This is a genomic window from Streptomyces sp. UNOC14_S4 (genome assembly GCF_020740835.1).
In the GTDB taxonomy this organism is placed as follows: Bacteria; Actinomycetota; Actinomycetes; order Streptomycetales; family Streptomycetaceae; genus Streptomyces.
In genome coordinates this window covers 1-19,825 of the sequence record NZ_JAINFC010000020.1, presented here as the reverse complement: position 1 = coordinate 19,825, position 19,825 = coordinate 1, and the positions used below count along the sequence as shown (strand labels likewise).

23 protein-coding genes and 1 pseudogene are annotated in these 19,825 nt (G+C 69.4%); 12 read left to right on the top strand and 12 right to left on the bottom strand.

Translation table 11 applies throughout. From position 1 onward, the window contains the following. Nucleotides 1-56: 56 nt before the first annotated feature. The 5 genes from K6I34_RS03670 to K6I34_RS03650 all read right to left on the bottom strand — a co-directional run bounded on the left by K6I34_RS03670 (nt 57) and on the right by K6I34_RS03650 (nt 3,897). Nucleotides 57-260, bottom strand: coding sequence for a hypothetical protein (locus tag K6I34_RS03670; protein ID WP_229322592.1), 204 nt, complete (start codon nt 258-260; stop codon nt 57-59). Continuing rightward, nucleotides 257-1,246: a hypothetical protein gene (locus tag K6I34_RS03665; protein ID WP_229322591.1), complete on the bottom strand. Its 990-nt coding sequence runs from the start codon at nt 1,244-1,246 to the stop codon at nt 257-259. The genes K6I34_RS03670 and K6I34_RS03665 overlap by 4 nt, the downstream gene beginning before the upstream one ends. Before the next feature lie 166 nt (nt 1,247-1,412). Beyond that, complete coding sequence (locus K6I34_RS03660) at nt 1,413-1,964, bottom strand: YciI family protein (protein WP_229322590.1); 552 nt, start codon at nt 1,962-1,964, stop codon at nt 1,413-1,415. A gap of 284 nt (nt 1,965-2,248) precedes the next feature. Continuing rightward, complete coding sequence (locus tag K6I34_RS03655; RefSeq protein ID WP_229322589.1) at nt 2,249-3,040, bottom strand: hypothetical protein; 792 nt, start codon at nt 3,038-3,040, stop codon at nt 2,249-2,251. A 323-nt stretch (nt 3,041-3,363) separates the two neighbouring features. Then, the gene (locus K6I34_RS03650; RefSeq protein ID WP_229322588.1) at nt 3,364-3,897 is read right to left on the bottom strand and encodes a GNAT family N-acetyltransferase; all 534 of its coding nucleotides are present in this window, start codon (nt 3,895-3,897) and stop codon (nt 3,364-3,366) included. A gap of 405 nt (nt 3,898-4,302) precedes the next feature. Here K6I34_RS03650 and K6I34_RS03645 point away from each other — a divergent pair, with 405 nt between their 5' ends. From K6I34_RS03645 to K6I34_RS03620, 6 genes are all read left to right on the top strand, one after another. Beyond that, nucleotides 4,303-4,617 carry a hypothetical protein gene (locus tag K6I34_RS03645; protein WP_229322587.1) on the top strand — a complete coding sequence of 105 codons (315 nt, stop codon included), beginning with the start codon at nt 4,303-4,305 and terminating at the stop codon, nt 4,615-4,617. Beyond that, nucleotides 4,538-5,071 (top strand): DUF6879 family protein, encoded by a 534-nt coding sequence (locus K6I34_RS03640; protein WP_229322586.1) that lies wholly within the window; start codon nt 4,538-4,540, stop codon nt 5,069-5,071. Before K6I34_RS03645 ends, K6I34_RS03640 begins: the two co-directional genes overlap by 80 nt. A 15-nt stretch (nt 5,072-5,086) precedes the next feature. Further along, complete coding sequence (locus K6I34_RS03635; RefSeq protein ID WP_229322585.1) at nt 5,087-5,935, top strand: helix-turn-helix transcriptional regulator; 849 nt, start codon at nt 5,087-5,089, stop codon at nt 5,933-5,935. Between the two features lie 113 nt (nt 5,936-6,048). Further along, complete coding sequence (locus tag K6I34_RS03630) at nt 6,049-6,192, top strand: hypothetical protein (RefSeq protein WP_229322584.1); 144 nt, start codon at nt 6,049-6,051, stop codon at nt 6,190-6,192. A 53-nt stretch (nt 6,193-6,245) separates the two neighbouring features. Further along, on the top strand, nt 6,246-7,373 hold the full coding sequence (locus K6I34_RS03625; protein WP_238488093.1) for a methyltransferase domain-containing protein: 1,128 nt from the start codon (nt 6,246-6,248) through the stop codon (nt 7,371-7,373). A gap of 187 nt (nt 7,374-7,560) precedes the next feature. Further along, the gene (locus K6I34_RS03620; RefSeq protein WP_229322582.1) at nt 7,561-7,953 is read left to right on the top strand and encodes a hypothetical protein; all 393 of its coding nucleotides are present in this window, start codon (nt 7,561-7,563) and stop codon (nt 7,951-7,953) included. Nucleotides 7,954-8,083: 130 nt separating this feature from the next. On the opposite strand, the gene K6I34_RS03615 is transcribed toward K6I34_RS03620, so the two are convergent. Together K6I34_RS03615 and K6I34_RS03610 are read right to left on the bottom strand one after the other, a co-directional pair. Beyond that, nucleotides 8,084-8,272, bottom strand: coding sequence for a DUF397 domain-containing protein (locus K6I34_RS03615; RefSeq protein ID WP_229322581.1), 189 nt, complete (start codon nt 8,270-8,272; stop codon nt 8,084-8,086). A gap of 1 nt (nt 8,273) precedes the next feature. Then, nucleotides 8,274-9,134 carry a Scr1 family TA system antitoxin-like transcriptional regulator gene (locus K6I34_RS03610; protein ID WP_275126965.1) on the bottom strand — a complete coding sequence of 287 codons (861 nt, stop codon included), beginning with the start codon at nt 9,132-9,134 and terminating at the stop codon, nt 8,274-8,276. Between the two features lie 160 nt (nt 9,135-9,294). Between K6I34_RS03610 and K6I34_RS03605 the strand changes: the two genes are divergently transcribed. The 3 genes from K6I34_RS03605 to K6I34_RS03600 are packed head-to-tail and all read left to right on the top strand — an operon-like array spanning nt 9,295 to nt 10,765. Continuing rightward, nucleotides 9,295-9,873 (top strand): ATP-binding protein, encoded by a 579-nt coding sequence (locus K6I34_RS03605; protein WP_229322579.1) that lies wholly within the window; start codon nt 9,295-9,297, stop codon nt 9,871-9,873. Next, complete coding sequence (locus K6I34_RS38795; protein ID WP_374230785.1) at nt 9,870-10,163, top strand: DUF6255 family natural product biosynthesis protein; 294 nt, start codon at nt 9,870-9,872, stop codon at nt 10,161-10,163. The genes K6I34_RS03605 and K6I34_RS38795 overlap by 4 nt, the downstream gene beginning before the upstream one ends. Continuing rightward, nucleotides 10,163-10,765: a GNAT family N-acetyltransferase gene (locus K6I34_RS03600; RefSeq protein WP_229322578.1), complete on the top strand. Its 603-nt coding sequence runs from the start codon at nt 10,163-10,165 to the stop codon at nt 10,763-10,765. Before K6I34_RS38795 ends, K6I34_RS03600 begins: the two co-directional genes overlap by 1 nt. Here K6I34_RS03600 and K6I34_RS38535 read toward each other — a convergent pair. Next, nucleotides 10,755-11,111 carry a DUF805 domain-containing protein gene (locus K6I34_RS38535; protein WP_229322577.1) on the bottom strand — a complete coding sequence of 119 codons (357 nt, stop codon included), beginning with the start codon at nt 11,109-11,111 and terminating at the stop codon, nt 10,755-10,757. The genes K6I34_RS03600 and K6I34_RS38535 overlap by 11 nt on opposite strands. A 205-nt stretch (nt 11,112-11,316) precedes the next feature. On the opposite strand from K6I34_RS38535, the gene K6I34_RS03590 reads away from it, so the two are divergent. After that, nucleotides 11,317-12,009, top strand: a complete 693-nt coding sequence (locus tag K6I34_RS03590; RefSeq protein ID WP_229322576.1) for a hypothetical protein — start codon at nt 11,317-11,319, stop codon at nt 12,007-12,009. A 103-nt stretch (nt 12,010-12,112) separates the two neighbouring features. Beyond that, entirely contained in the window at nt 12,113-12,889 is a 777-nt protein-coding gene (locus K6I34_RS03585) for a helix-turn-helix transcriptional regulator (protein WP_229322575.1), read from the top strand. A 212-nt stretch (nt 12,890-13,101) separates the two neighbouring features. Here the strand turns inward: K6I34_RS03585 and K6I34_RS03580 are convergent, their stop codons facing one another. The 4 genes and pseudogenes from K6I34_RS03580 to K6I34_RS03565 all read right to left on the bottom strand — a co-directional run bounded on the left by K6I34_RS03580 (nt 13,102) and on the right by K6I34_RS03565 (nt 19,089). Further along, complete coding sequence (locus tag K6I34_RS03580; RefSeq protein WP_229322574.1) at nt 13,102-15,642, bottom strand: galactose oxidase early set domain-containing protein; 2,541 nt, start codon at nt 15,640-15,642, stop codon at nt 13,102-13,104. After that, a pseudogene (locus tag K6I34_RS03575) lies at nt 15,630-16,031 on the bottom strand (GtrA family protein); the annotation flags it as partial. The gene K6I34_RS03580 and the pseudogene K6I34_RS03575, both read right to left, overlap by 13 nt. Before the next feature lie 116 nt (nt 16,032-16,147). Continuing rightward, nucleotides 16,148-17,800: an ArnT family glycosyltransferase gene (locus K6I34_RS03570; protein WP_374230786.1), complete on the bottom strand. Its 1,653-nt coding sequence runs from the start codon at nt 17,798-17,800 to the stop codon at nt 16,148-16,150. 5 nt (nt 17,801-17,805) lie between these two features. Continuing rightward, nucleotides 17,806-19,089, bottom strand: coding sequence for a glycosyltransferase (locus K6I34_RS03565; RefSeq protein ID WP_229322573.1), 1,284 nt, complete (start codon nt 19,087-19,089; stop codon nt 17,806-17,808). 289 nt (nt 19,090-19,378) lie between these two features. Here K6I34_RS03565 and K6I34_RS03560 point away from each other — a divergent pair. Then, nucleotides 19,379-19,825 (top strand): hypothetical protein (locus tag K6I34_RS03560; protein ID WP_229322572.1); only part of this gene is annotated, 447 nt, incomplete at its 3' end.

Genomic DNA, 19,825 nt, shown 5'->3' with positions numbered 1-19,825 from the left:
CCGCGAGGGCGGGGGCCCGAAGGGGCACGGTCGCATCGGCGCCGTCCGACGGTTCGTCAGTCGTCGGCGAGCGGCAGCAGCCAGTGGGCGTCGTCGCGGGCGTACGCCGGGGAGCAGGCGAGCTCCAGGGCGGCCGTCCCCGGTGGGGTGTCGACACTCAGCTTCACCGTCACCTTCCGGTGGGGTGCGAGGCTGTGAGGGAACCCGGAGTGGGGGCGGTGGTCCTGCGGACTCATGGCGAGGTTGCCCATGTGTGTCACGCCGCGGGCTTCTGCAGCCAGTCCGCCTCGGTGGTCCAGAACAGCTGGCGCGCGCCGAGGTAGTCGCGGGCGAAGTCCGTGAACCGCTCGCGGGTGTACGGCTTGCCCGTCTTGGGGTCCTTGGCGTTGATGTCGGGTTCCTGGACGGCCATCGCGACGAGCGGAAGGGCATCCTTGTATTCGTGGAGGAACTTGTAGGAGTTCTCCATCTGGTACGGCCGGTCCGGCAGGGTGTCCGGTCCTCCGATGCCTATTTTCTTGTCCCGGGCGAGGTCGAACATCTCCTTCATGCGCTTGTGGTCGTCGTCGTCCGGCAGGAAATTGATGTACTGGATGAACTGTGTCTTGGTGAAGACCTTTTTGCCGTAGGCCATGTTGTCGATCTCGGCATCGATGTAGGACTTCGAGGTGTACTCGGTCTTGTCCTTTTTGGTGTCCACCTCGACCGCGGTCTCCGGGAGGTTCACCCCGGCGAGCTTGCCGTCGAACTTCTCCGCCATCGCCTTCAGCAGGCCCTGGAAGCTCGCCCGCACATCCTTGTTCCACTGCGCGGCCATGGCCCCGTGGGAGGTGACGACATCAGGGTTCTCGTCGATCGTCGGCGCGAGCCCGCCCTCGTCCTTCACATACTGGGGAACGTTGGCGTCCTTCATTTCCACGTCGAAGAACCGGTCCTGGACCTGGACGAACAACTTCTTGTGGCGTTCCTGGAGGTACTTCAGGGCGCTGTCCAGCCGCGACCACTTGTACTCGCCCTTCTTCCCCTCAAGGGCCTTCCAGGGCACCACCACCTGTACGCCGCCGATGTCCTTGCGGTCAATCATGGCCTTGACCTTCGGGTCCTTGCCGGACGTGGCATCCTCGAAGGCACCGAGCGGCATGTACAGATTGTCCGTCACCTTGCCGTGGGACGAGGCGGCGGCTTTGCCGCCGGGGGCGGGGGCGGGAGCCGCGGCGGCCACCCCGACGGTGGCCGTCAAGGCCATGGCTGTGAGGACAACAGTTCCGACTGCACCACGTTGCGTCATCATGAACGAGAGGCTAGGGGAGCGTTTCTGAGCGAAAGATAAGAGCGCACCCGCCAACGGGTGCGGGCACCTTGTTCCGTCCCGGATGGTTTCACGGCGGTGGCGTCGGCCTGGACGCCCTTGTTCATGACGGTCGTCCACCGAACTGCCAGTTGTGCACCTCGATGTCGGCGTACCGGTCCGGGGTCAGGATGGCGCGTGCCGTGTCCGGGTCCTGGGCCCGGACCAACGCCGCCGTGCCCAGCCAGACGGCGCCGTCGTCGGACAGCAGCGGCCCGTAGGCGATCAGTTCGTCCCGGTCGGGTGGCAGAGCGAGGTCGGCGGGCTGCCCCGTGGCGAGGCCGAGCACCAGGTACCGGTTGCCTCCGGTTCGGCCGCCGGGGAAGTCCCACATGGTGCGCCCCAACATGTTGCGCCACCGTCGCAACAGTACGTCCCGGTAGGCGCCGGCCTGGTAGTTCGGCTCGTCGAAGGCGAATGCGCGGGCAGCGGCGGGGTCGGGCAGGTCGACGATGTGCACGCTTCCGGTGAGCGTGTCGCCGTCGTCGGCGAAGGTCGGCCCCCGGGCGATCATCCCCTCCGCGTACCGGTCCATATAGGCCCAATGCGCTTCGAGTAATTCCTCACGTAGCGGTAGGGAGCCGGTCCGGTCGCGGTGGTAGCAGAGGAACTCCATGACCACAGCGTCCCATTGAGGAGGCGTCCTGCGCTCCAGGGCCATGACCACGACCGATACACCGCCTCCACGGGCGGCCTGCCCGGCGGCGCCTCACAGCCGGACTCGCCCTTTCGGGGCCCCGCGCCAGCGCCCGGCAGCGCGTGACGTCAGGCGGACCGGCTGACGTCGTCGAAGTCGATAGAGGCCGACAGTTCGGCGACCTCGACCGCCTTCGTGACCTGATGCCGGGCGACTGGCTCAACGACTGTCGCTGACCCCGCTCAGGACAATCAGCCAGCCACTCAGGAAGCCCAGGGCAGCCGCACGGCTTCGATCTCCGTATCACCGACCAGGGCGTCGATCAGCGCCGTGGGCCCGACGACCTTGGTGCCCCACAGGTCGTAGTCGGTGTAGACGACCCATGACCGGTCCTCGGGCCACAGGTTGGACGGGCTGAAGTCCGGCTCATCGATGTCGTACAGCGCCTGCGCGTCCCCCAGGCGCCCCGAGAGGACGTGCAGGTTGTCGAAGTCGAAGGTCTGCATCATCAGCGGGTTGTAGTAGGCAAGGCAGCGAGTGTCCGGGCCGGCCGGGCTGTGTTTCTGCAGGATCCCGGTCAGCCGGTCCCAGGTCTCCCTGTCCAAACTGCCCTCCGTCGGCGGCCGGATGCCCACCGGCCAGCTCCGGTCCTCCGCGCGGCCGTCCGGGGCGCTGCGGAACGAGGGCCAGTAGTCCTCCTTGACGATCGGGTCGCCGGTGCGGCGCGCAAGCTCCGCCCAGCGCAGCCGCCGCCAGCCGGGACCCGGATGCCCCGCACGCCCCAGGCCACCGCCCGTGAACGTTCCCACCTCGAAGTCGATGCCATGGAAGACGACGGGCTCGATGCTGCCGTCCGCCAGCCCGGCCTGGCGCACCTGATGATGCGATACCAGGCCCGGCCCCCGCTCATGCTCGTACATCGCGTTCAGCACCCAGGCCGCGTCCGGCATGCCAGGCGGAGGGAACCCGGTGGAGCCCTCGTCCTCGCACAACTCGACGAGCCAGTCGGTCTCGGCAGAGGGCGCGACCTGCCACAGGGCGGATATCTCGGACATGAGCCCCATCATTTCACCCGGCTGTCCGCCGCCACCGACTCAACCCTGCCGCCGCACCGCGGCCCCACCTCTGCTGGTCGGCGAGTGAGCCCGGGGCGACGGTCGGGCGACCGGTGCGTGCGGGGCCGTCGGCTCCGGCGGGTTCTCGGCGTGGGTCTCGTCGTCCGCGGCGTGTTGCGGGCCGTTCTCGCGCTGGCGGCGATGGGGACGGTGCGGAGACTGCCCCGAGGGCACGTCGTTCGCCGTGAACTCGATCGTGCCGGATCGCATCGCCTGATACGGGAGGGGCTCCTGGTGAGCCCTGTTCGACGACGGAACGGGCCTCAGGCCGCGAACTCGGTGAGATCGATGCTGTGCACGACCAGGGGGAAACCGTGCACCGGATGTGTCGTCTCGCGTTCCTGCTTCATGCCGAGCTTGTCGGCGATGTTCGCGGAGGCCGTGTCCCCCAGCCGGCTGATGCTGATGACGCGGTCCAGCCCACGGTCCTGGAGCGCGAACTCCAGCGTCGCGTGGGCGGCCTCGGACGCGTACCCCTGGCCCCAGAACTGCGCGCCGAGCCGCCAGCTGACCGCCACGTCGGGAAGCACCTCCGGCAGGAACTCCGGCACGCACAGCCCGGTGAAGCCGATCAGCTCACCGGAGCCCAGCAGCTCGACGGCGAAGAGGCCGAAGCCCTCCTCGTCCCACTCCTCCTCCCAGCGCTCGATCTCCTCGGCGGTGGCGTCGAGGCCGAGCACCGTGCCGTCGTCCACCCAGCGCATGACCCGCGGGTCCGCGTTGATGTCCGCCATGAAGGCGAGGTCGTCGTCGTGCCAGCGACGCAGGAGCAGGCGGGGGGTGTGGATCTCGGTCATACAGTCCATCCTGCGCGAGGATGGGGCCTCGGCGGTAATCCGGCCGTTCCCGGGTCCGGCCGGGCCTTCGCTCTTCGCGATGCGGTGAACGAGGTCGCGGGACTCTCCAGGGCAGAGGGCGACCTCTTCCATGCGGTCGAGCATGAGCCGGAAACGCTCCAGGCTCTCCGCCGCGTCGATGAGTCGCCCACTGTGTGCGGCATCGACGTGGACGGTGCCCAAAGATAAGAGCGCGCCCACCAACGGGTGCGGGCACTTTCGGCTCCAGGCCGGGCAGGTGGGACAGGCCGGGCAGCGGCTTCGTCCTCATACCGTGATCACATCCATCGCGGCCTTGACCCGGGGCGAGCCCTCGGGGAGCGTTACGCGCAAGGATGCGCAACCGGCTTGATAAGGGAGGGCACCATGGACCTGACCTTCATCGGGATCGACCCGGAGACCACGGGCGGCGGCTCGCCGACCGCATGGGTGGACGAGGACACAGCCGACCTCGTCATCCAGGGCGAGGAAGCGGATCAGTCGCTGAAGTCGCAGATCAGCGAGACCGAGTGGGTTCCCGGTCACGACCGGGGCATCCCCCAGCACGAGAACGTGATCCGCATTCCGGCCCGGATGGTGCCGATCCTGAGGAGGGCGTGCGATGTCGCAGAACAACGTGCCCGACTTCGCCGAGCTGCTCCGCGCGGCTCGGCGGACGGCTGTCCACCTGGAGATGCGTGACAGCTACGCGGTCGGCGATGAGGCGGACAGCTTTCATCGGTTCAAGCGGGCAGGTGAGGCGGATCTCGACCCCGACTCCGCCTTCTGGCAGGGCTGGACCCCGATCGTGCGGGAGACGGTCGGGCGAGGCGTCGTGATGCGTCGTGCCCGGATCGTCTCCGAGCCGGTCACCGACTACATCCGGTACGAGCATGCCCTGACCCCGGTCAATATTGCCTTGGGGGAGCAGGTTCGTTGGCTCCCACGACGCGAGGCGTCGGACATCGCTCTGCCCGGCAACGACTTCTGGCTGATCGACGATCGGCTCGTGCAGTTCAATTTCTTCACAGGTGACGGGGATTGGGCTTCCCCCGGCTATCTGTGTTCGGAGAACACTGCTGTGGTCGAGCTCTGCTCTTCCGCGTTCGAGGCCGTGTGGGAGCGCGGTGTCGATCACGAGAAGTACGCCATCTGAGCACACGGAACACCCATGTCCGATTCCCCCTCCTCCAGCGCGCGGGCAGCCCGTGAGGCGCTCGCCGTACGTCTGCAGCACCTCCGTAAAGACGCCGGTCTCACCGGGCGGGAGCTCTCCGTCCGGTGCGGCTGGCACCCCGCCAAGACCACCCGTCTTCAAAAAGGCGAGGCCGCCCCGACCGATGCGGACATCCGTGCCTGGTGCTCGGCCTGCGGTGCGGACGACCAGGCCGCGGACCTGATCGCCACTGCCCGCGCAGTCGACTCCATGTACCTGGAATGGCGCAGGCTCCACAGAAACGGCATGCGCAAAGTCCAGGAGGACTTCTACGCCCTGCACGAGCGAACCGACGTGTGCCGCGTATACGCCTCCAATGCCGTCCCTGGATTCATCCAGACGCCCGCGTACGCCACCGCGCTCATGCAGTCCATCACCGATTTCCAGGGCACCCCGAACGACGTCACCGAGGCCGTCGCGGCCCGCGTTGCCCGCTCGCGGTTCCTCTACCAGGGGAATCACCGCTTCGTCGTGCTTTTGGAGGAGTGGGTTCTGAGAGCCCGGATAGGGGATCACGAGACGATGGCCGGCCAGCTCCGGCACCTGCTCACGGTCATGCCGCTGCCGTCCCTCTCGCTGGGGGTCGTCCCTTTCGCTGCCCGACGCGTCATGTGGCCGTTGGAAGCCTTCTACATCTACGACGACCACCGCGTCCTCGTCGAGACCCTCACCGCTGAGGTCAACGTCACCCAACCTCGCGAACTCGCCGACTATCGCCGGGCGTTCAAAGCGCTGGCCGACATGGCGATCCATGGAGCTGCTGCCCGCACCCTGATCGAGTCGGCGCTCAGCGCCCTTGGATGAGCCCGCGCAACTACTCGCAACTTTGTTGAGTCCGGCTTCCTCTTCTCTCTACGGTCAGTGCAACCGTCGGGTCAGCAAGGCAGTAGACCACCCTGGCGAAGAGGGAGAAAGCGATGAGTGTGATTCTGCGCAACAGCGGCGACGGGAACGGCAAGCTGCCGGGCGAGCCGTGGCCGGGTCCGGAGATTCCGCCCACCCCTGACGGAGGCCCCGGCGTTCCCAACCCGCCGAAGTCATTCGAGACCGTCGGCCTGTGACCGCCAACGCACGCGAGGAGCGCCCCGGTCATGCCGAGCTGGGGCGCGTCCTCATGGCCGATGGCATGCTGTCGCCCGACTGGGCGCCCACCTTCGCTGCCGTGCCCCGCTCCGCGTTCCTGCCGGATCTCATGTGGCCCTTCGACATGAGTACCGGCCGGAGCACTGGCATCAGCAAGGCGGACGATCCGGAAGGCTGGCAGCACTACGCCGAATCCGACGTGCCCATCGTCACGCAGTGGGACGACGGGAAACACTCGGGAAGGGAACCGGGCCAGGTCTCCACCAGCTCCGCGTCAATGCCCAGCGTCGTGTTCTCCATGCTTCGAGACCTGGACATTCGGGCTGGTCACACGGTGTTGGAGATCGGCACTGGTACCGGATGGAACGCCGCGCTGCTGGCCCATCGTCTCGGCGCAGGGAGCGTGGTCACCGTCGAGGTGGACGGCGCCGTCGCGGAATCCGCACGAGCGGCACTCGAACGGTTCGGATTCCCCGTCCGTACGGTGCACGGTGACGGCTTCCGGGGATATCCGGAGGCAGCGCCGTACGACCGGGTCATTGCGACCTGCGGGCTCCGGTCCATCCCCTTCGCGTGGGTGGAGCAGTGCCGACCCGGCGGGGTGATCGTGACTCCGTGGGGAACGTACTACAGCCATCAGGACGCGGTGGCCCGGCTCGTCGTCGCACCGGACGGAAAGAGCGCGTCGGGGGCGTTCACCGGGCCCGTGGAGTTCATGAAGCTGCGCGCCCAGCGTCGCCCGCCCGTGGTGCACAGCGAGTACGTCACGGGCAGCGTGGCCGACGGGGACGAGTCGTCTACGACGATCACGGAAGCCCAGTTCGTCGGGGAGGGTTTCGCCCCCCAACGGTTCGCGCTGGGGCTCCGACTCGACGACTGCCGGCACATCGTCGCCGACAAGCGCGACGGCGCGCGGCCCGTGTGGTTCTACAGCCTCACGGACCGCTCGTGGGCGTGCGCGATGTTCCGTGACGGCGACACAGCGCGTGTCTGGCAGTCGGGACCCCGCCGACTCTGGGACGAGACGGAAGCGGCTTACTGGTGGTGGGAGGGGCAAGGGCGCCCCGGCTTCACCCGCTTCGGGCTGAGCGTGAACGGTGACGGCGAGCGCGTGTGGCTTGACTCACCGGACAACCCGGTGCCGCTCCGGAGTGCGTAGGAGCTCCTTCCGTCTGCCCCGGCCGACGTTGTCCCCTGAGTACTGGCCGGGACCTCTCTGCTGCCCTGAACGTCCGTATCCTCAGAACTGCTCGTTAAGCGCAGGGGGCCCGACAGCGAAGGGCGGGGACATGAGCTTTTGTGCTCGTGTCCCCTCCCCCGCAGTCGCGGCCTAGGAAGATGACCTCATGGACAAGAGGATCGTGCGATGTGTGAAGGCCGCTGTGGTCGGCGCGTTAGCCGGTCACGCAATGCTCTGGACGTTGCTGGCCGTGCATAACTGGGCGGAGCCTGACCAGCCTGCTGACAACTTCGGCCAGGGTATCGGCCAGGCGATCTTCCAGACCGCCGCGACCGGCCTGGTCGGAATGGCGCCCATGCCTGTACTGCTGTGGGCGGGCATGCACCTGATGCGGGAGCGGGGCAACATTCTGCTCATGTTGTTTGGCGCCGTGATCTGGGGCTACATCGGAGGTCGTGCTGCTCAGCTCAAGATGAGCCTGGCCGAGACCGAGGTGTGGCTGGCTTTCTTCGCCGTGGCCTGCGGTTTGCTCGGCCTCACCCGCTTGCCTGAACGTTGACGGGCAAGGTCCTGGTGCCTGTCCGGGTTCTTTCGGTAACCGTTTTGCTTTTTATTTTCACGGCCTGGCTGCCTCCTGTGGGAGCGGCTGCCAGGTGTATGTGCGTCCGGCGGTATCCCGTTTCCTCCACTCAGCGGTTGAAGGCATCCGTCTGGATGTGGGATATGAGGGTGCGGAGCTTAGCCGGGGTTGTTGTGAGGATCGCCTCAGGGGCGTCGCTCTCCTGGAGTCCGATGACTCCGCTCGCGAGGGCAGTCAGGTAAAGGCAGGCATCTCCCTGGGCGCTGAACGATGACTTTTGCCAGCAGTGGCGCAGCACCTCATTCCCCTTTCAAGGCGTGGATGATGTCTTGGATCAAGTCGCGCGATTCATCTTCTGGGAGTGCGGCTGCTTCCATCCGGTCGAGCAACATGCGGTACCTCTCCAGCTGAGCTTCGGCATGGAGAAACTCAGATCCGTACTCGGTGTCGACGTGGACGGTGTCCAGTTGGATCACGGGACCGGCTGCGTAGAGGATCGACTGTCCGGAGCCGGGGAAGGAACCGGCAGTGAATGGGATGACGAGCACGGCGATGTGAGGGTGATCGGTCATCTCAATGATGTGTTGGAGCTGCTGAATTGTTGCAGCAGGTCCGCCGAACCGCATATGCAGAGCAGCTTCGTGAATGATCGCTGTGTAGAGAATCGGGTCGCTTCGGTAGAGAACGGCTTGCCGCTTGATCCGGTGCGATACGCGGTGCTCCACTTCGGGTGGTGAGAGCGACGGCACGGCCTGCCGGAAGACCTCGCGTGCGTGTTCCGGGGTCTGCAACAGTCCGGGAAGGTGGGCAATGTAGGCGGACCGCAACGCGGTTGCGTGGTGCTCAAGCTCGGCGAGGTCCAGGAGCCCTGGCGGCAGGATGCCGCGGTACTCCTCCCACCAGCCACGCCTGCGTTCCCCAGTCATGTCGATGAGGCTGTTGACGAGCTCTTCGTCGCAGCACGAGTAGTTGCGAGCCAGGGTACGCATCCGGTCCGGGCTCACTCCGAAGCGGCCCGCCTCGATGTTGCTGATCTGGGCCTGGTTGGTGCCGAGGAGCCGACCGGCTTCTGTTGATGACAGTCCGGCGCGCTCGCGCATCTTCCGCAGCTCGGCGCCAAGACGGAGCTGACGTACGGTAGTTCTTGCCTTCGGGGGCATGTGTGTTCGCTTTCCTGTCGTGCCCGTGCGCAGGGTCACCCGTACGAGTGGCGACCCTAGTTCTTCGGTGGATATGGCTGAATAACTTATGAGGGTCGCGCTACGGTGTGAATCAAGCCACTCCAAGTGGCTCAACTCCCACTCCCGCCAGGAGACTTCCATGCTCACCGTACCCACCGCAGAGCCCTGGACGTACACCCTCGAACTGCCGCGCGATCCGCGCGCTGCCGGGATCGCTCGGGACACCGTGCGGGCCGTGCTCGACCGGCACGGGATGCGGGAACTGGGGGACACCGCCGCGCTCTTGACCTCCGAGCTCGTCACCAACACCTATGTGCACACCGCAGGACCCGCCTCCGTGCGGCTCCACGGTGACGAGGACGCGACGCTGCGCGTGAGCGTGTGGGACACCAGCTCCACCGTCCCCGCACTCTTCGGCGGGACCAGAGAAGTCGTCTGCGACCAGCGCGCCGACAGCGGACGTGGGCTTCTGCTCCTCCGGCGGTGCGCCAGCACGTGGGGGAGCGTCACCCCGGGAACCGCTTCCGGCGGCAAGACGCTCTGGTTCGAGCTTGCCCGCACGAACCGGAAGGCTCGGCGCTGCGGCGAGTGCGTCACGCTGGAAGCCGCGCGGTGCAAGGCGGCAGATGGCGCCGACAAGTTCAGGGCCGCCGTCGCCACGGTCGCCGTACGCACCCACATCACCCTCGACCACCTCGGCCCCGTGGCCGCCCGATGAGGCGCGCAGCGTGCACTCACCCCATCGGGTGGGCCCGCACCGGAGGTGCCGTCCAGTGCCGCACTTGCGGCACCCACCGCTTCACGGACTACGCCGCGCTCCGCCCACCCGGGCTGCCGGAGTGGATCAGGCCCGGCCCTCGTGACCGCCGCGCGGCCGACCGTGCCGCCGCCTCGTTCATCGCCCTGCGCCGGGCCCGGCCCGCGCACCCGTATGCCGCGCCCCGCCGCGGGCGCACGGCTCCCGATAACCCGTTCCGCACAGCGCAGCGCCATGCCACCATGCCGTGATGATCTCCACCCCGCACATACCCGCCGTCGTCCCCGCAGGCCGCATGGCCCGTGACGCCCAGCCCGTGCTCGACCTGGCCGACGGATACGAGCTGCGACCCTGGCGGCTCGCCGACGCCGATGCCCTGGTCGCCGCGGGCCAGGACGCCGCAATCCGGCAGTGGAATCTCCTGCCGCCGCACACCCCCGACGAGGCACGCACACGCATCGAGCGCATGCACGCCCGCTGGCAGGCGGAGACCGCCGCGATCTGGGCCGTCGCACCGCAGGACGACGGCCCGGCCGTCGGGCTCGTCGGCTGGGGCGACATCGACCTCTTCGGCGGCAGCGCCGAGATCGTCTACTGGCTCCTGCCCGCCGCTCGCGGACGCGGTCTCGCCGTCGAGGCTACGCGGCGCGTCAGCCGCTGGGCCTTCGACGAACTCGGCCTGCACCGGCTGCGGCTGTGCCACTCCGTGGCCAACCCGGCCTCCTGCCGCGTCGCGGCCAAGGCCGGGTACGCCCTCGAAGGCACCATGCGCGGCGCGCTCCGCCACGAGGACGGCTGGCACGACCAGCACCTGCACGCCCTCGTCCAGGGGGATGGCACGCTCAGGCTGTGACCTCCTGCTGCGGGACCGGGCCGTACGCGTTGGGGCGCTGCACCGAGGGCAGGGCCGCCAGGATCAGCAGGACGATGCCGCCGACGAACGGGACCAGGCCGATGAGGATCCACCACGCCGACCGGCCCGTGTCGTGCAGGCGGCGCGCCGTGACGGCGAGGCTCGGCAGGAGCACGGCGACGGTGTAGAGCGCCTCGAAGAGGGGGTACGTGCCGGCCGTCATGTCGATGATCATCAGCACGATGCTGATGGCGAGGTTGAACAGGAAGAAGTACCAGTACTCCGGCCTGCCCGCCCGGCCGCTGAACTCCGTGTACTTCTTGAGAACTTGCGTATACCGGTGCACAGTCCGTCCCCCTAGAGAACCGTGGCGGGCCCGCCTCCGCGGACGGGTCTCAGGGTGACGGTAGGGGTGCCTCGGTGGCCGGTCAACGGGGAGCGATGGGGAGGGTTTCGTCCCGTTCGTGGGGATCTTGGGCGCGGGGCCGGAACGCCGTTGCCTGTGGCATGATCTGACGCCCCCGAGCACCAGAACAGAAGGACGAACCCCCATGCCCAGCGCCGCCGTCCGACGTGCCGTCGCCCTGTCCGCGATACCCCTCCTCGCCGTCACCGCCACCGCGTGCGGCGGCGGTGACGGCGACGACTCCGGCGGCAAGCCGCTGACCGCCGCGCAGCTCACCACCGCGCTGCCCGAGGGCTCGGACTTCCCCGGGTTCGTCGCCCAGCGGCAGAAGGACCCGATGCTGGACACGAAGGACGTCGTCACGACCGGCAACGCGGCGTGCAGGCCGATCGCCGACATGATGAGCGTGCGCCCCCAGCACGCGCGTACGGCCATGGCGTGGGCCACGCTCCAGGCCGACGGCGCGCCGCCCGAGGCCGACGTCAGCAGCGTGGCGCTGTCCAGCTACGCGGACGGCGGCGCCAAGGCGTGGCTGGGCGAGCTCAAGGACGCGCTCAAGAAGTGCGACTCCTTCGACGCCGGCTCCGAGATCGGCTGGAAGAGCAAGTTCACCGTCAAGCGCCTCGACCCGGCGAAGGGCGGGGACGAGTCCGTCGCGTACGTCCTGAACAACGCCGGTGCCCGCGGCGGCGCGAAGAGCAGCGTCCTCACCGTCGTCCGCGCCGGGAGCAGCCTCGCCACCTTCCTCGTGCCGCTGGGGGACGACGACCCCGGTGCCATGGCCGAGGACGTCGTCGGCAAGCAGGTCAAGAAGCTGCGGTCCGCCGCCGAGCACTGAGCGGGGGCGCGGCCCCGTACCGGCGCGCGGGGTGGCCGAAACGCGATTGAACGCCCCCGGCCGCTCCTCGCGCCCTTCCAGTCACTCGGTGATGCTGGGTGCCATGCCCAAGCTCCACACCGGGGACTACGAGCTGATGCTCGACCTCGTCGTCGCCGTTCTCGAAAGCGAGGACCCGGACGACGTCTGGCAACTGGTCGCCAGGAACCTCCACCGCGCCTTCCCCTGCACCACGGTGATCTCCGTCGCCCTGCGGCCGGGGGAGGGGGCCGGGAACACCGAGGGATGGGCGCCCGAGGACATCGGCGGGATGCTCGACGACGTCGTCGAGCGGCGCATCCGCGAGCAGTACCCGCTCATCCCCTACGTCGCCGCGCGGGAGCGGGCCCCGGTGATCGTCGGCGATCTCTGCGACAACTGGCGGCAGTCCCTCTGGTACGACGAGGCCCGCCGCCTCTGCGGTACGACCCAGCAGCTCGGCCTGCCCCTGCCCGCCGGGGACGGCACGCTGCGCGCCATCGTCATGGGGCGCGACGGCGACTTCGGCGCCCACGGCATCGCCTTCGCGACCCGCGTCCAGCCGCTGCTCCTCGCCGCCGACCGGCACGTACGCGAGCTGTGCCGCCTGCGCGAGGCGGCGGCGGTGGCGGTGGCGGCGGGCGCGCGGAAAGCGGCGCCGGACGACCACGGGCTCACCCCGCGCGAGCGCACCGTCCTCGGGCTGCTGGCCGAAGGGCTGACGTCGGAGGCCATGGGCCGCCGCCTGGCCATCTCGCCGCACACGGTCAACCGCCATCTGGAGAAGGTCTACCGCAAGCTCGGCGCGCACAGCCGCGTGACCGCCGTGTCCCTGGCCCGGACGGCCGGGCTCGTCGTCTGAGACCGCCCCGGCGGGAAGGCGGAGCAGGCGGAGTAGGAAGTTCTGCCTATGGCGCCTCCAAGCCCCGGACGCCATCCTCGGAGGTACGTGGCAGGGGGCGCCGACGCCGGCCACGGGGGAATCGGCGTCGGCGCACCTGCCGGACGACGGGCACGCACCGTCATGGCTCATGGCTCATGGCTGACGGCTGACGGCTCACACCGCGTCAGGGCTCAGCCGCAGACCCTCCCGTCTCCGTCCGGCCGCAGCCGCAGCGGGTCGTCCCGCCCGTTCACCTTCAGATCCCGGTAACCGTGCTGTTTCAGCCATGTGCAGCGGCCCTCCGTCGTGGGCGCCACCGTCGGCGGGAAGACTGTCGGCACGCACACGTTCGCCGCCCCGTAGTGCCGGTCGCAGCCGGACAGCTGAGGGTCGACCGGCACGGACGTCCGCTTCTGCTGAGGCCGGTGCGTCGCCGTGTGCGGCATGGCCGCCGCGAAATGGTGCACCATCGGCGCGGCCATGGGCGCCGCCGTCGCCTCCGGCCCGCCCAGGTGCACCCAGGACGCGACCGACGGCACGCCCGCCGCGTCGACCGCGAACAGCATGTACCAGCCCGGCGGCGCCAGGTTCGGATTGCTGGTCACGTTGAGATCGATCGTCCTGCCGTCCGCGCCCACCGACATGGGCAGGTCCACGAACCGCTGGTTGGGGTCCGAGGAGTGCGTGACGGCCGCCGGACGGATCAGCTCGGCCTTCACCACCGGACGGTCCACCGTGATCCGTTGCGTGCTCGCGTACTGCCACGCCGCGGAGGCCACCGCCGTGATCTGCGGGCGCGCGCCCTTGTAGAGGTACGGCGGGGTCCAGACGGACACATGGTGGTCGAACGTGCCGTTGCCCGGGTTGTCACCGACGGCCATCACCCGGCCGTCCGGCAGCAGGAACGCCGACGAGTGGTACGTCCGCGGGATCGGGTCCGTCGCCATCCCCGCCCGGAACGTGTTGCCCGCCGGGTCGAACAGCGACGCCTCGTACACCGGGTCCGCCCGGTCGTGCAGCCCGCCGCCCGTCTCCAGCACCTTGCCGTCCGGCAGCAGCACCGCCGACACGTACATCTTCCCCTGCCCGCCCGTCTCCGGCTTCGGGCCCTGCCCCTGGTCCACCGTGCCCTGCGGCAGCAGGGGCCCCGGGCCGTACCGCGGGCTCGGCCGCTTGAGGTCGATCAGGTCGGTGAGGCGGCTCGCCTCCGGGTTGGAGTTGACGTTGCCCCCGCCCATCGTCAGCACCCGCTGGTCCTGCGCGGGCGGCAGCAGGACGCTCGCCGACTGGTCCCGGTGGTCCTTGTCCTGGAGCCCCGGCACGTCGGTGACGGTGTTCGCGCCGTAGTCGTAGACGGCCGCGCCCCCGCCCGGCGTGCCGTTCCCGAAGACGTGGCTGCCGGAGTAGAACAGCCGCCCGTCCTGCATCAGGATCATGGACGGGTACAGGCCCCAGTACGACCACGTCTGGTTCACCTGGTCCGCCGGGAGCCACTTCCGCTGCGCCTGGCTGAACCGCTCCGCGAGCACGCTGCCCGAGGAGTCCTCGCGCAGCCCGCCGAACGTGATCACGTCACCGTTGCCGAGCTCGGTGGCCGAGGGGTACCAGTGGCCGTCGTTCAAGTCGTTCGTCTTCGTGTACGACTCGGTGTCCGGGTCGAAGAGGTAGCTGTCCCTGAAGCCCTCGTAGCCGTGGCTGCCGTCCGCCGTCGGATAGGACTTGTTGCCGCTCATGATGAGCACCCGGCCGTCGGACAGCTGCACATGGCCGCCGCAGAACATGTCCACGGGGGTCGGGATCGTCTTCATCGAACCGGACTTCGGGTCGTACACGGCCGACGTGAACGTCCCGGTCTTGAACAGCTCCGGGTCGTTGCCGGAGCCCGCGACGAGCAGCACCTTGCCGTTGCGCAGGACGACCGAGTGCATGCTGCGCACCGGGTTCTCGAACGGCATCACTGCCCAACTGCCCTTGACGCACGCGTCGCCCGCCGTGCAGGCGTCCGCGTCGGGCGAGGGCTGGGTGGCGTCCTCCATCGCGTAGTCGTCGGTGGTCACCGTGCCGGTGCCGTAGACGGAGACGCCCCAGGTGAGCTGGTCCGTGCCGGGCGGCACGACGGGCGTGCGCACCACTGAGCGGGTGTAATTCCCGCTCAGCGGGAGGGTTTTGAGGTCGGTCCAGTACTGCCAGCCGTCCTTCACGTCGTGCCGGAAGAGGGTGACGGAGGCGTCGGGGGTGGTGCTCTTGTACCAGAGGGAGAGGTCGTACTGGTGGGACGGTGTGACGTCGGGGGCGCAGGAGGTGTCCTCCCGCATCAGCATCTTCCTGTCGCCGCCGGCGCGGCGGGTGACCGTGACCGTCATGGCCTTCGTGCCGGTGTGCGCGTCCGGGGTGAGCGCGTACGTGGCGTCGTTGTCGCCCCAGCCGGACTTCTCCCAGCAGGTGGGGTCGCCGTCGGCCTTGACGGACTCGAATCCGGGGTTGGTGAGGAGGTTGGAGCCGGCGGTGGCGTCGGTCTGGGCGGTGAGGGTGAGGGCGGTGGCGGTGATCAGCGCGGACGCTGCCGCGGCGGCGAGCCGGGCCCTTCTTCCGGGGGCGCCTAAGGGGGTGCGGCTTGCGCTGCGCGGGCGGCTGCGGGCCGGTGGGGGCTTGTCGCGCAGTTCCCCGCGCCCCTGACGGGGCGCTGCCGGGGACTGGGGGCGGAGCCCCCAGAAGTCCCTCATCCGTGGCATGACGACGGCCTTTCCCCGCGGCGGCGGTGGTAGACGAGCGTTTCCGTCGCGGCGTAGCGCAGCGCGAACGTCAGGAGCAGGGCCGCCGCCGTGGCCGGCAGGGCACCGAGGCGGAGGGTGGTCACCAGGAGCGCGATCAGCGGGATGCGCAGCAGCAGGTCCGCGTTGGCCAGCAGCGCGAACCGCGTCACCCGGTCCGCCCAGTGCCGGTGCCCACGGCGGTCGCGGAACAGCAGCACCTCGATCAGCAGGAAGTTCCACAGCACGCCGAACTGGTTGGCCACGATCTCCGCCGCCAGGTAGTGCAGCCCGGCGGCAGTCAGCAGCCACAGGCCCGCCAGGTTCGGCAGGGTGCCGGTCACCCCGATCAGGCCGAAGCCGATCATGCGCGGCACGTTCACGCGCGGCGGGGCGGACGTCTCCGCGACCGTCTCGGCGACCGTCTCCGAGGCCGTCCCCCCGGTGAGTCCGCCCGTGGCGGAGCCCGGGTCCGTACCGGACAGCGTCATCGGAGGGTTTCCTTCACCCGGTCCACCCTGCGGATCTCGATGCGGTCCTCGCCGCGGCCGAAGACCGCCACGGGCGTGGAGTGGCCGAGCGCGGCCCGCACCAGGGGCAGGTCGACCGCGTCGCGGCGGACGGTGGGGGAGGCCACGACGTAGTCCACGTCCCGCCACCCGTGCGGCAGCGTCCTCGCCACGGCCGGGTCGAGGTCGGCCTTGTAGAACCAGATGGCCCCGGTGCGGGGCCGATAGCCGTCGTGCACCAGGTCGAGCCAGATCGCGTCGTCGGCGAGGACGCGCGTGTGCGCGGGGTCGGGCGCCTTGTCGCGGTCCTCCAGCCACGCGGTCGCCGCGCGGTACGGGGCGTTGACGTCCTCCCGCACCGCCGCGCGCACCCCGTCGTACCAGCGCGGGCCCGCGTACGCGCACGCCCCCGCGGTCAGCAGCACCACCGCCGTCCAGCGCGCCGGATACCAGCGCCTGCGGAAGCCGGGGCGCGTGCGCAGCAGCGCGACGGCGAGCCCCGACAGCACCCCGGCCAGGCACAGGGCCAGGAACGGCAGGACCTGGATGATGTACATCGCCGGGAGGTAGCCCGACGGCCGCAGCGCGACGGTCAGCAGGATCAGCGTGGCCAGCGCGGGTCCGGCGAGCGCGCGGGCCGTGACCGACCGCCGCAGGCACAGCAGCACCGCGAACGCGGCCGCCAGCCCGCCCACCGGCAGCACCCGGTCGTAGTACAGCCACGACGACAGCACCTGGCGCGCGGGTGAGTGCCGGGCGAACAGGAACCCCGTACCCGCCCTGCTCATCTGGTACTTGACGCCCGCCGCCAGCGACACATGGTCCGGCCCGGCGAACAGCTCGTGGTTGAGCAGCGCGAACAGCGGATACACCAGGCCCGCCAGCAGACAGGACATCACCGCGCCGGTCAGCGCGAACTTCCGCGTCTCGCGGTGGCTGTGGCGCCACAGCGTCAGCAGCAGCGCGGGCAGCACCACCAGGATGGTCTCCTTCGACAGCACGGCCACGGCCGCGGCGAGCCCCGCCGCGAACTGGTGCCACAGGTGCCGCCGCGGCGAGGCCGCCAGGCAGAACGCCAGCAGCATCCACATCACGGCGATGTTGTCGAGGAAGATCTGCCGGTGCAGCACGACCGACAGCGGCGACAGGCCGAACAGCACCATGGCCAGCCCCGCCGCCCAGTGCTGGAGCCCGATCCGCCGCCCCAGCACATAGACCAGCACCGCGCTCACCGCCGACACCGGCAGCATCGCGCAGCGCATCGGCGCGACCGACAGCGCGTCCGGCGAGACGAGCGACGGGAACCAGGTGAGGACCGCGATCTGCAGCCAGCCCAGCGGCGGATGGTCGTACCAGTACGTGTAGTGGGCGAGGCCCTGGCCCTTCTGCACGGCCCACGCCTGCGCCAGGTAGGTGCCCTCGTCGTCGCTGAGGGCGGGATAGCCGGTGACGTTCCAGCCCTGCACCACCATGATGCCGACCAGCAGCACCCCGCACAGCGCCAGGTCGACCGGGGACTCGCGCAGCCGCTGCACCCGTCTCGCCCGCGCGGGCACCGGCGGGCGGCGGGGCACACCGGTGGCGGGCCGGAGCGGCGTCGTGGGCAGGCCGGACGCCAACGGCGTCACCAGCGGTGTCACGAAGCGACGTCCTCTCGGGTCTCTTGGGCCTCTCGGGTCTCTCGGGCGAGGTGCGCGCCGATGTGCTGGGTCAGCTCCCACTCGTTGTGGCCGCGCTGCTCCCGCCAGACCGCCCGGATCGCCGCCCCTGCCAGGAGCAGCTGGTAGAAGGGCCCGCCGACGATCAGCTTGACGTAGTGCCGGAGGCGTACGTGGAGCCCGTACTGCACACCGAAGTCGTGCAGCCCGACGAGCTCGAAGACGAACGTGACGAAGGCGGTGACGGCGGGCAGGAACGTCACCACGGCGACGTAGACCGGGACGTGCAGCAGAAACGTCACCAGGACGTTCACCGGGATGACCACGCCGGTGAACGCCTGCATGAACGGCGTCATCAGGGTGTAGCGGGCGAGCATCCGCTGCCGGAAGGTGGGCAGGCGGTACCAGTCCCGCTTCCGGTAGACCTGCAGGAAGCCCTGGTTCCAGCGGGTGCGCTGCTTCAGCAGGCTCATCAGGGTGTCCGGGGTCTCCTCGCGGGTGACCATCTCGGAGTCGTACGCGACGACGACGCGCTTGCCCCGGCTGGAGAGCCGCACGCCCAGGTCGCAGTCCTCGGCGAGGCAGTTCGCGTCCCAGCCGCGCGCCTCGCGCAGCACCTCCGTGCGGACGAAGACGGTGTTGCCGCCCAGCGGGATGAAGCCCTTCTGCGCGTGCAGGTGCAGTCTGCTGCGGAACCAGAAGAAGTACTCCAGACAGTTGCGCAGGCTGTACCAGCTGGAGTGGAAATTGATCAGCTGGACGCCGCCCTGCACCACGTCCGCGCCCGTGGTGCGGAAGGCGTGGTCGACGTGCGCGAGGAGCTCCGGGTGCACCTGGTCCTCGGCGTCGAAGACCCCGACGACCTGGCCCAGGCAGTACGGCAGGGCCGTGTTGAGCGCCTTGGGCTTGTTCTTCTTCGCGTGGGTGTCCACGATCACCCGTACCCGGTTGGGCGCGGCTGCCGCGCAGCGCTCCGCTACGGCGGCGGTCCCCGGGTCGTCGTGGCCGACGATCACCAGGATCTCGAAGCGGCCGTGCGTGGACTCCAGCAGCCGCTTGACGGTGTGCTCCAGCACGGCCTGCTCGTGCCGCGCGGGGACCAACAACGAGAACGTCAGGGAGCTTTCACCGGACGGCTCCTCGAAGCGCGTCGCGGCGAGCGTCTCGGGCGTGCGCCAGGCGTGCATCTGCCACCACAAGGTGAAGGCGGCCATCCAGAAGAGCGCCAGGGACACGGCGCAGACGAACACGGACGTGAGCAAGAAGTCCCCCCTCGGACCCTCTGCCGAAACCTCTCCGGGTCTTCCCGGATCTTTCCGAAGAAGCTCTCCGAAAACCGAAGAAGCTCTCCGAAAAGCTGTCCCCCCACGCGACTTACCGGCGCGCGTGAGCCTCTCCTCCGCAGGAGAGGTTAGGGGCGGCGGGTGAAACCGAGGTACGGAACTGATAAATCCTGCGTCACCGAACTTATGGCCGACACAAGGGATTTGACGGTACGCCACCTTCCCTGACCCACTTCCGCGCGGCGCGTCGGAGTGGGAAGCTCCCTCTATGGGTGCTTTGAGGCGCATACGGGGCCGGGGCCGGGGTCGGCGGGTGCTGTACGCGGCGGGGGTGGCGGCGCTCGTCGGCGGCTCCGTACTCGCCCTGACCGGCTGCGAGCCGACCGAGGGCGGGCTCGACACGATCACCGTATCCGTCACGACCAGTAAACGCGCCACGGACCGGCTGAAGGACGAGGGCGTCTACGTCCGCTGGCTGACGTGCACCGGCAAGGAGGAGGGTGGCGGCACCGATCACAAGGGGTCGCCGCGCCCGGTCACGGCCGTCGGTGTCGACTGCGAAGGACGGACGGACGGCGGCCAGAAGATCATCGTGTTCGGGCGCGTCACGGCGGTCGAGGGCGACGGCGCGTGCGTACGGGGACGGCTGACGGCCAAGGTCGACGGGGAGACGGTGTTCGCGGTCACGGTGCTGGGGGACTGCTCGGGGTCGGGC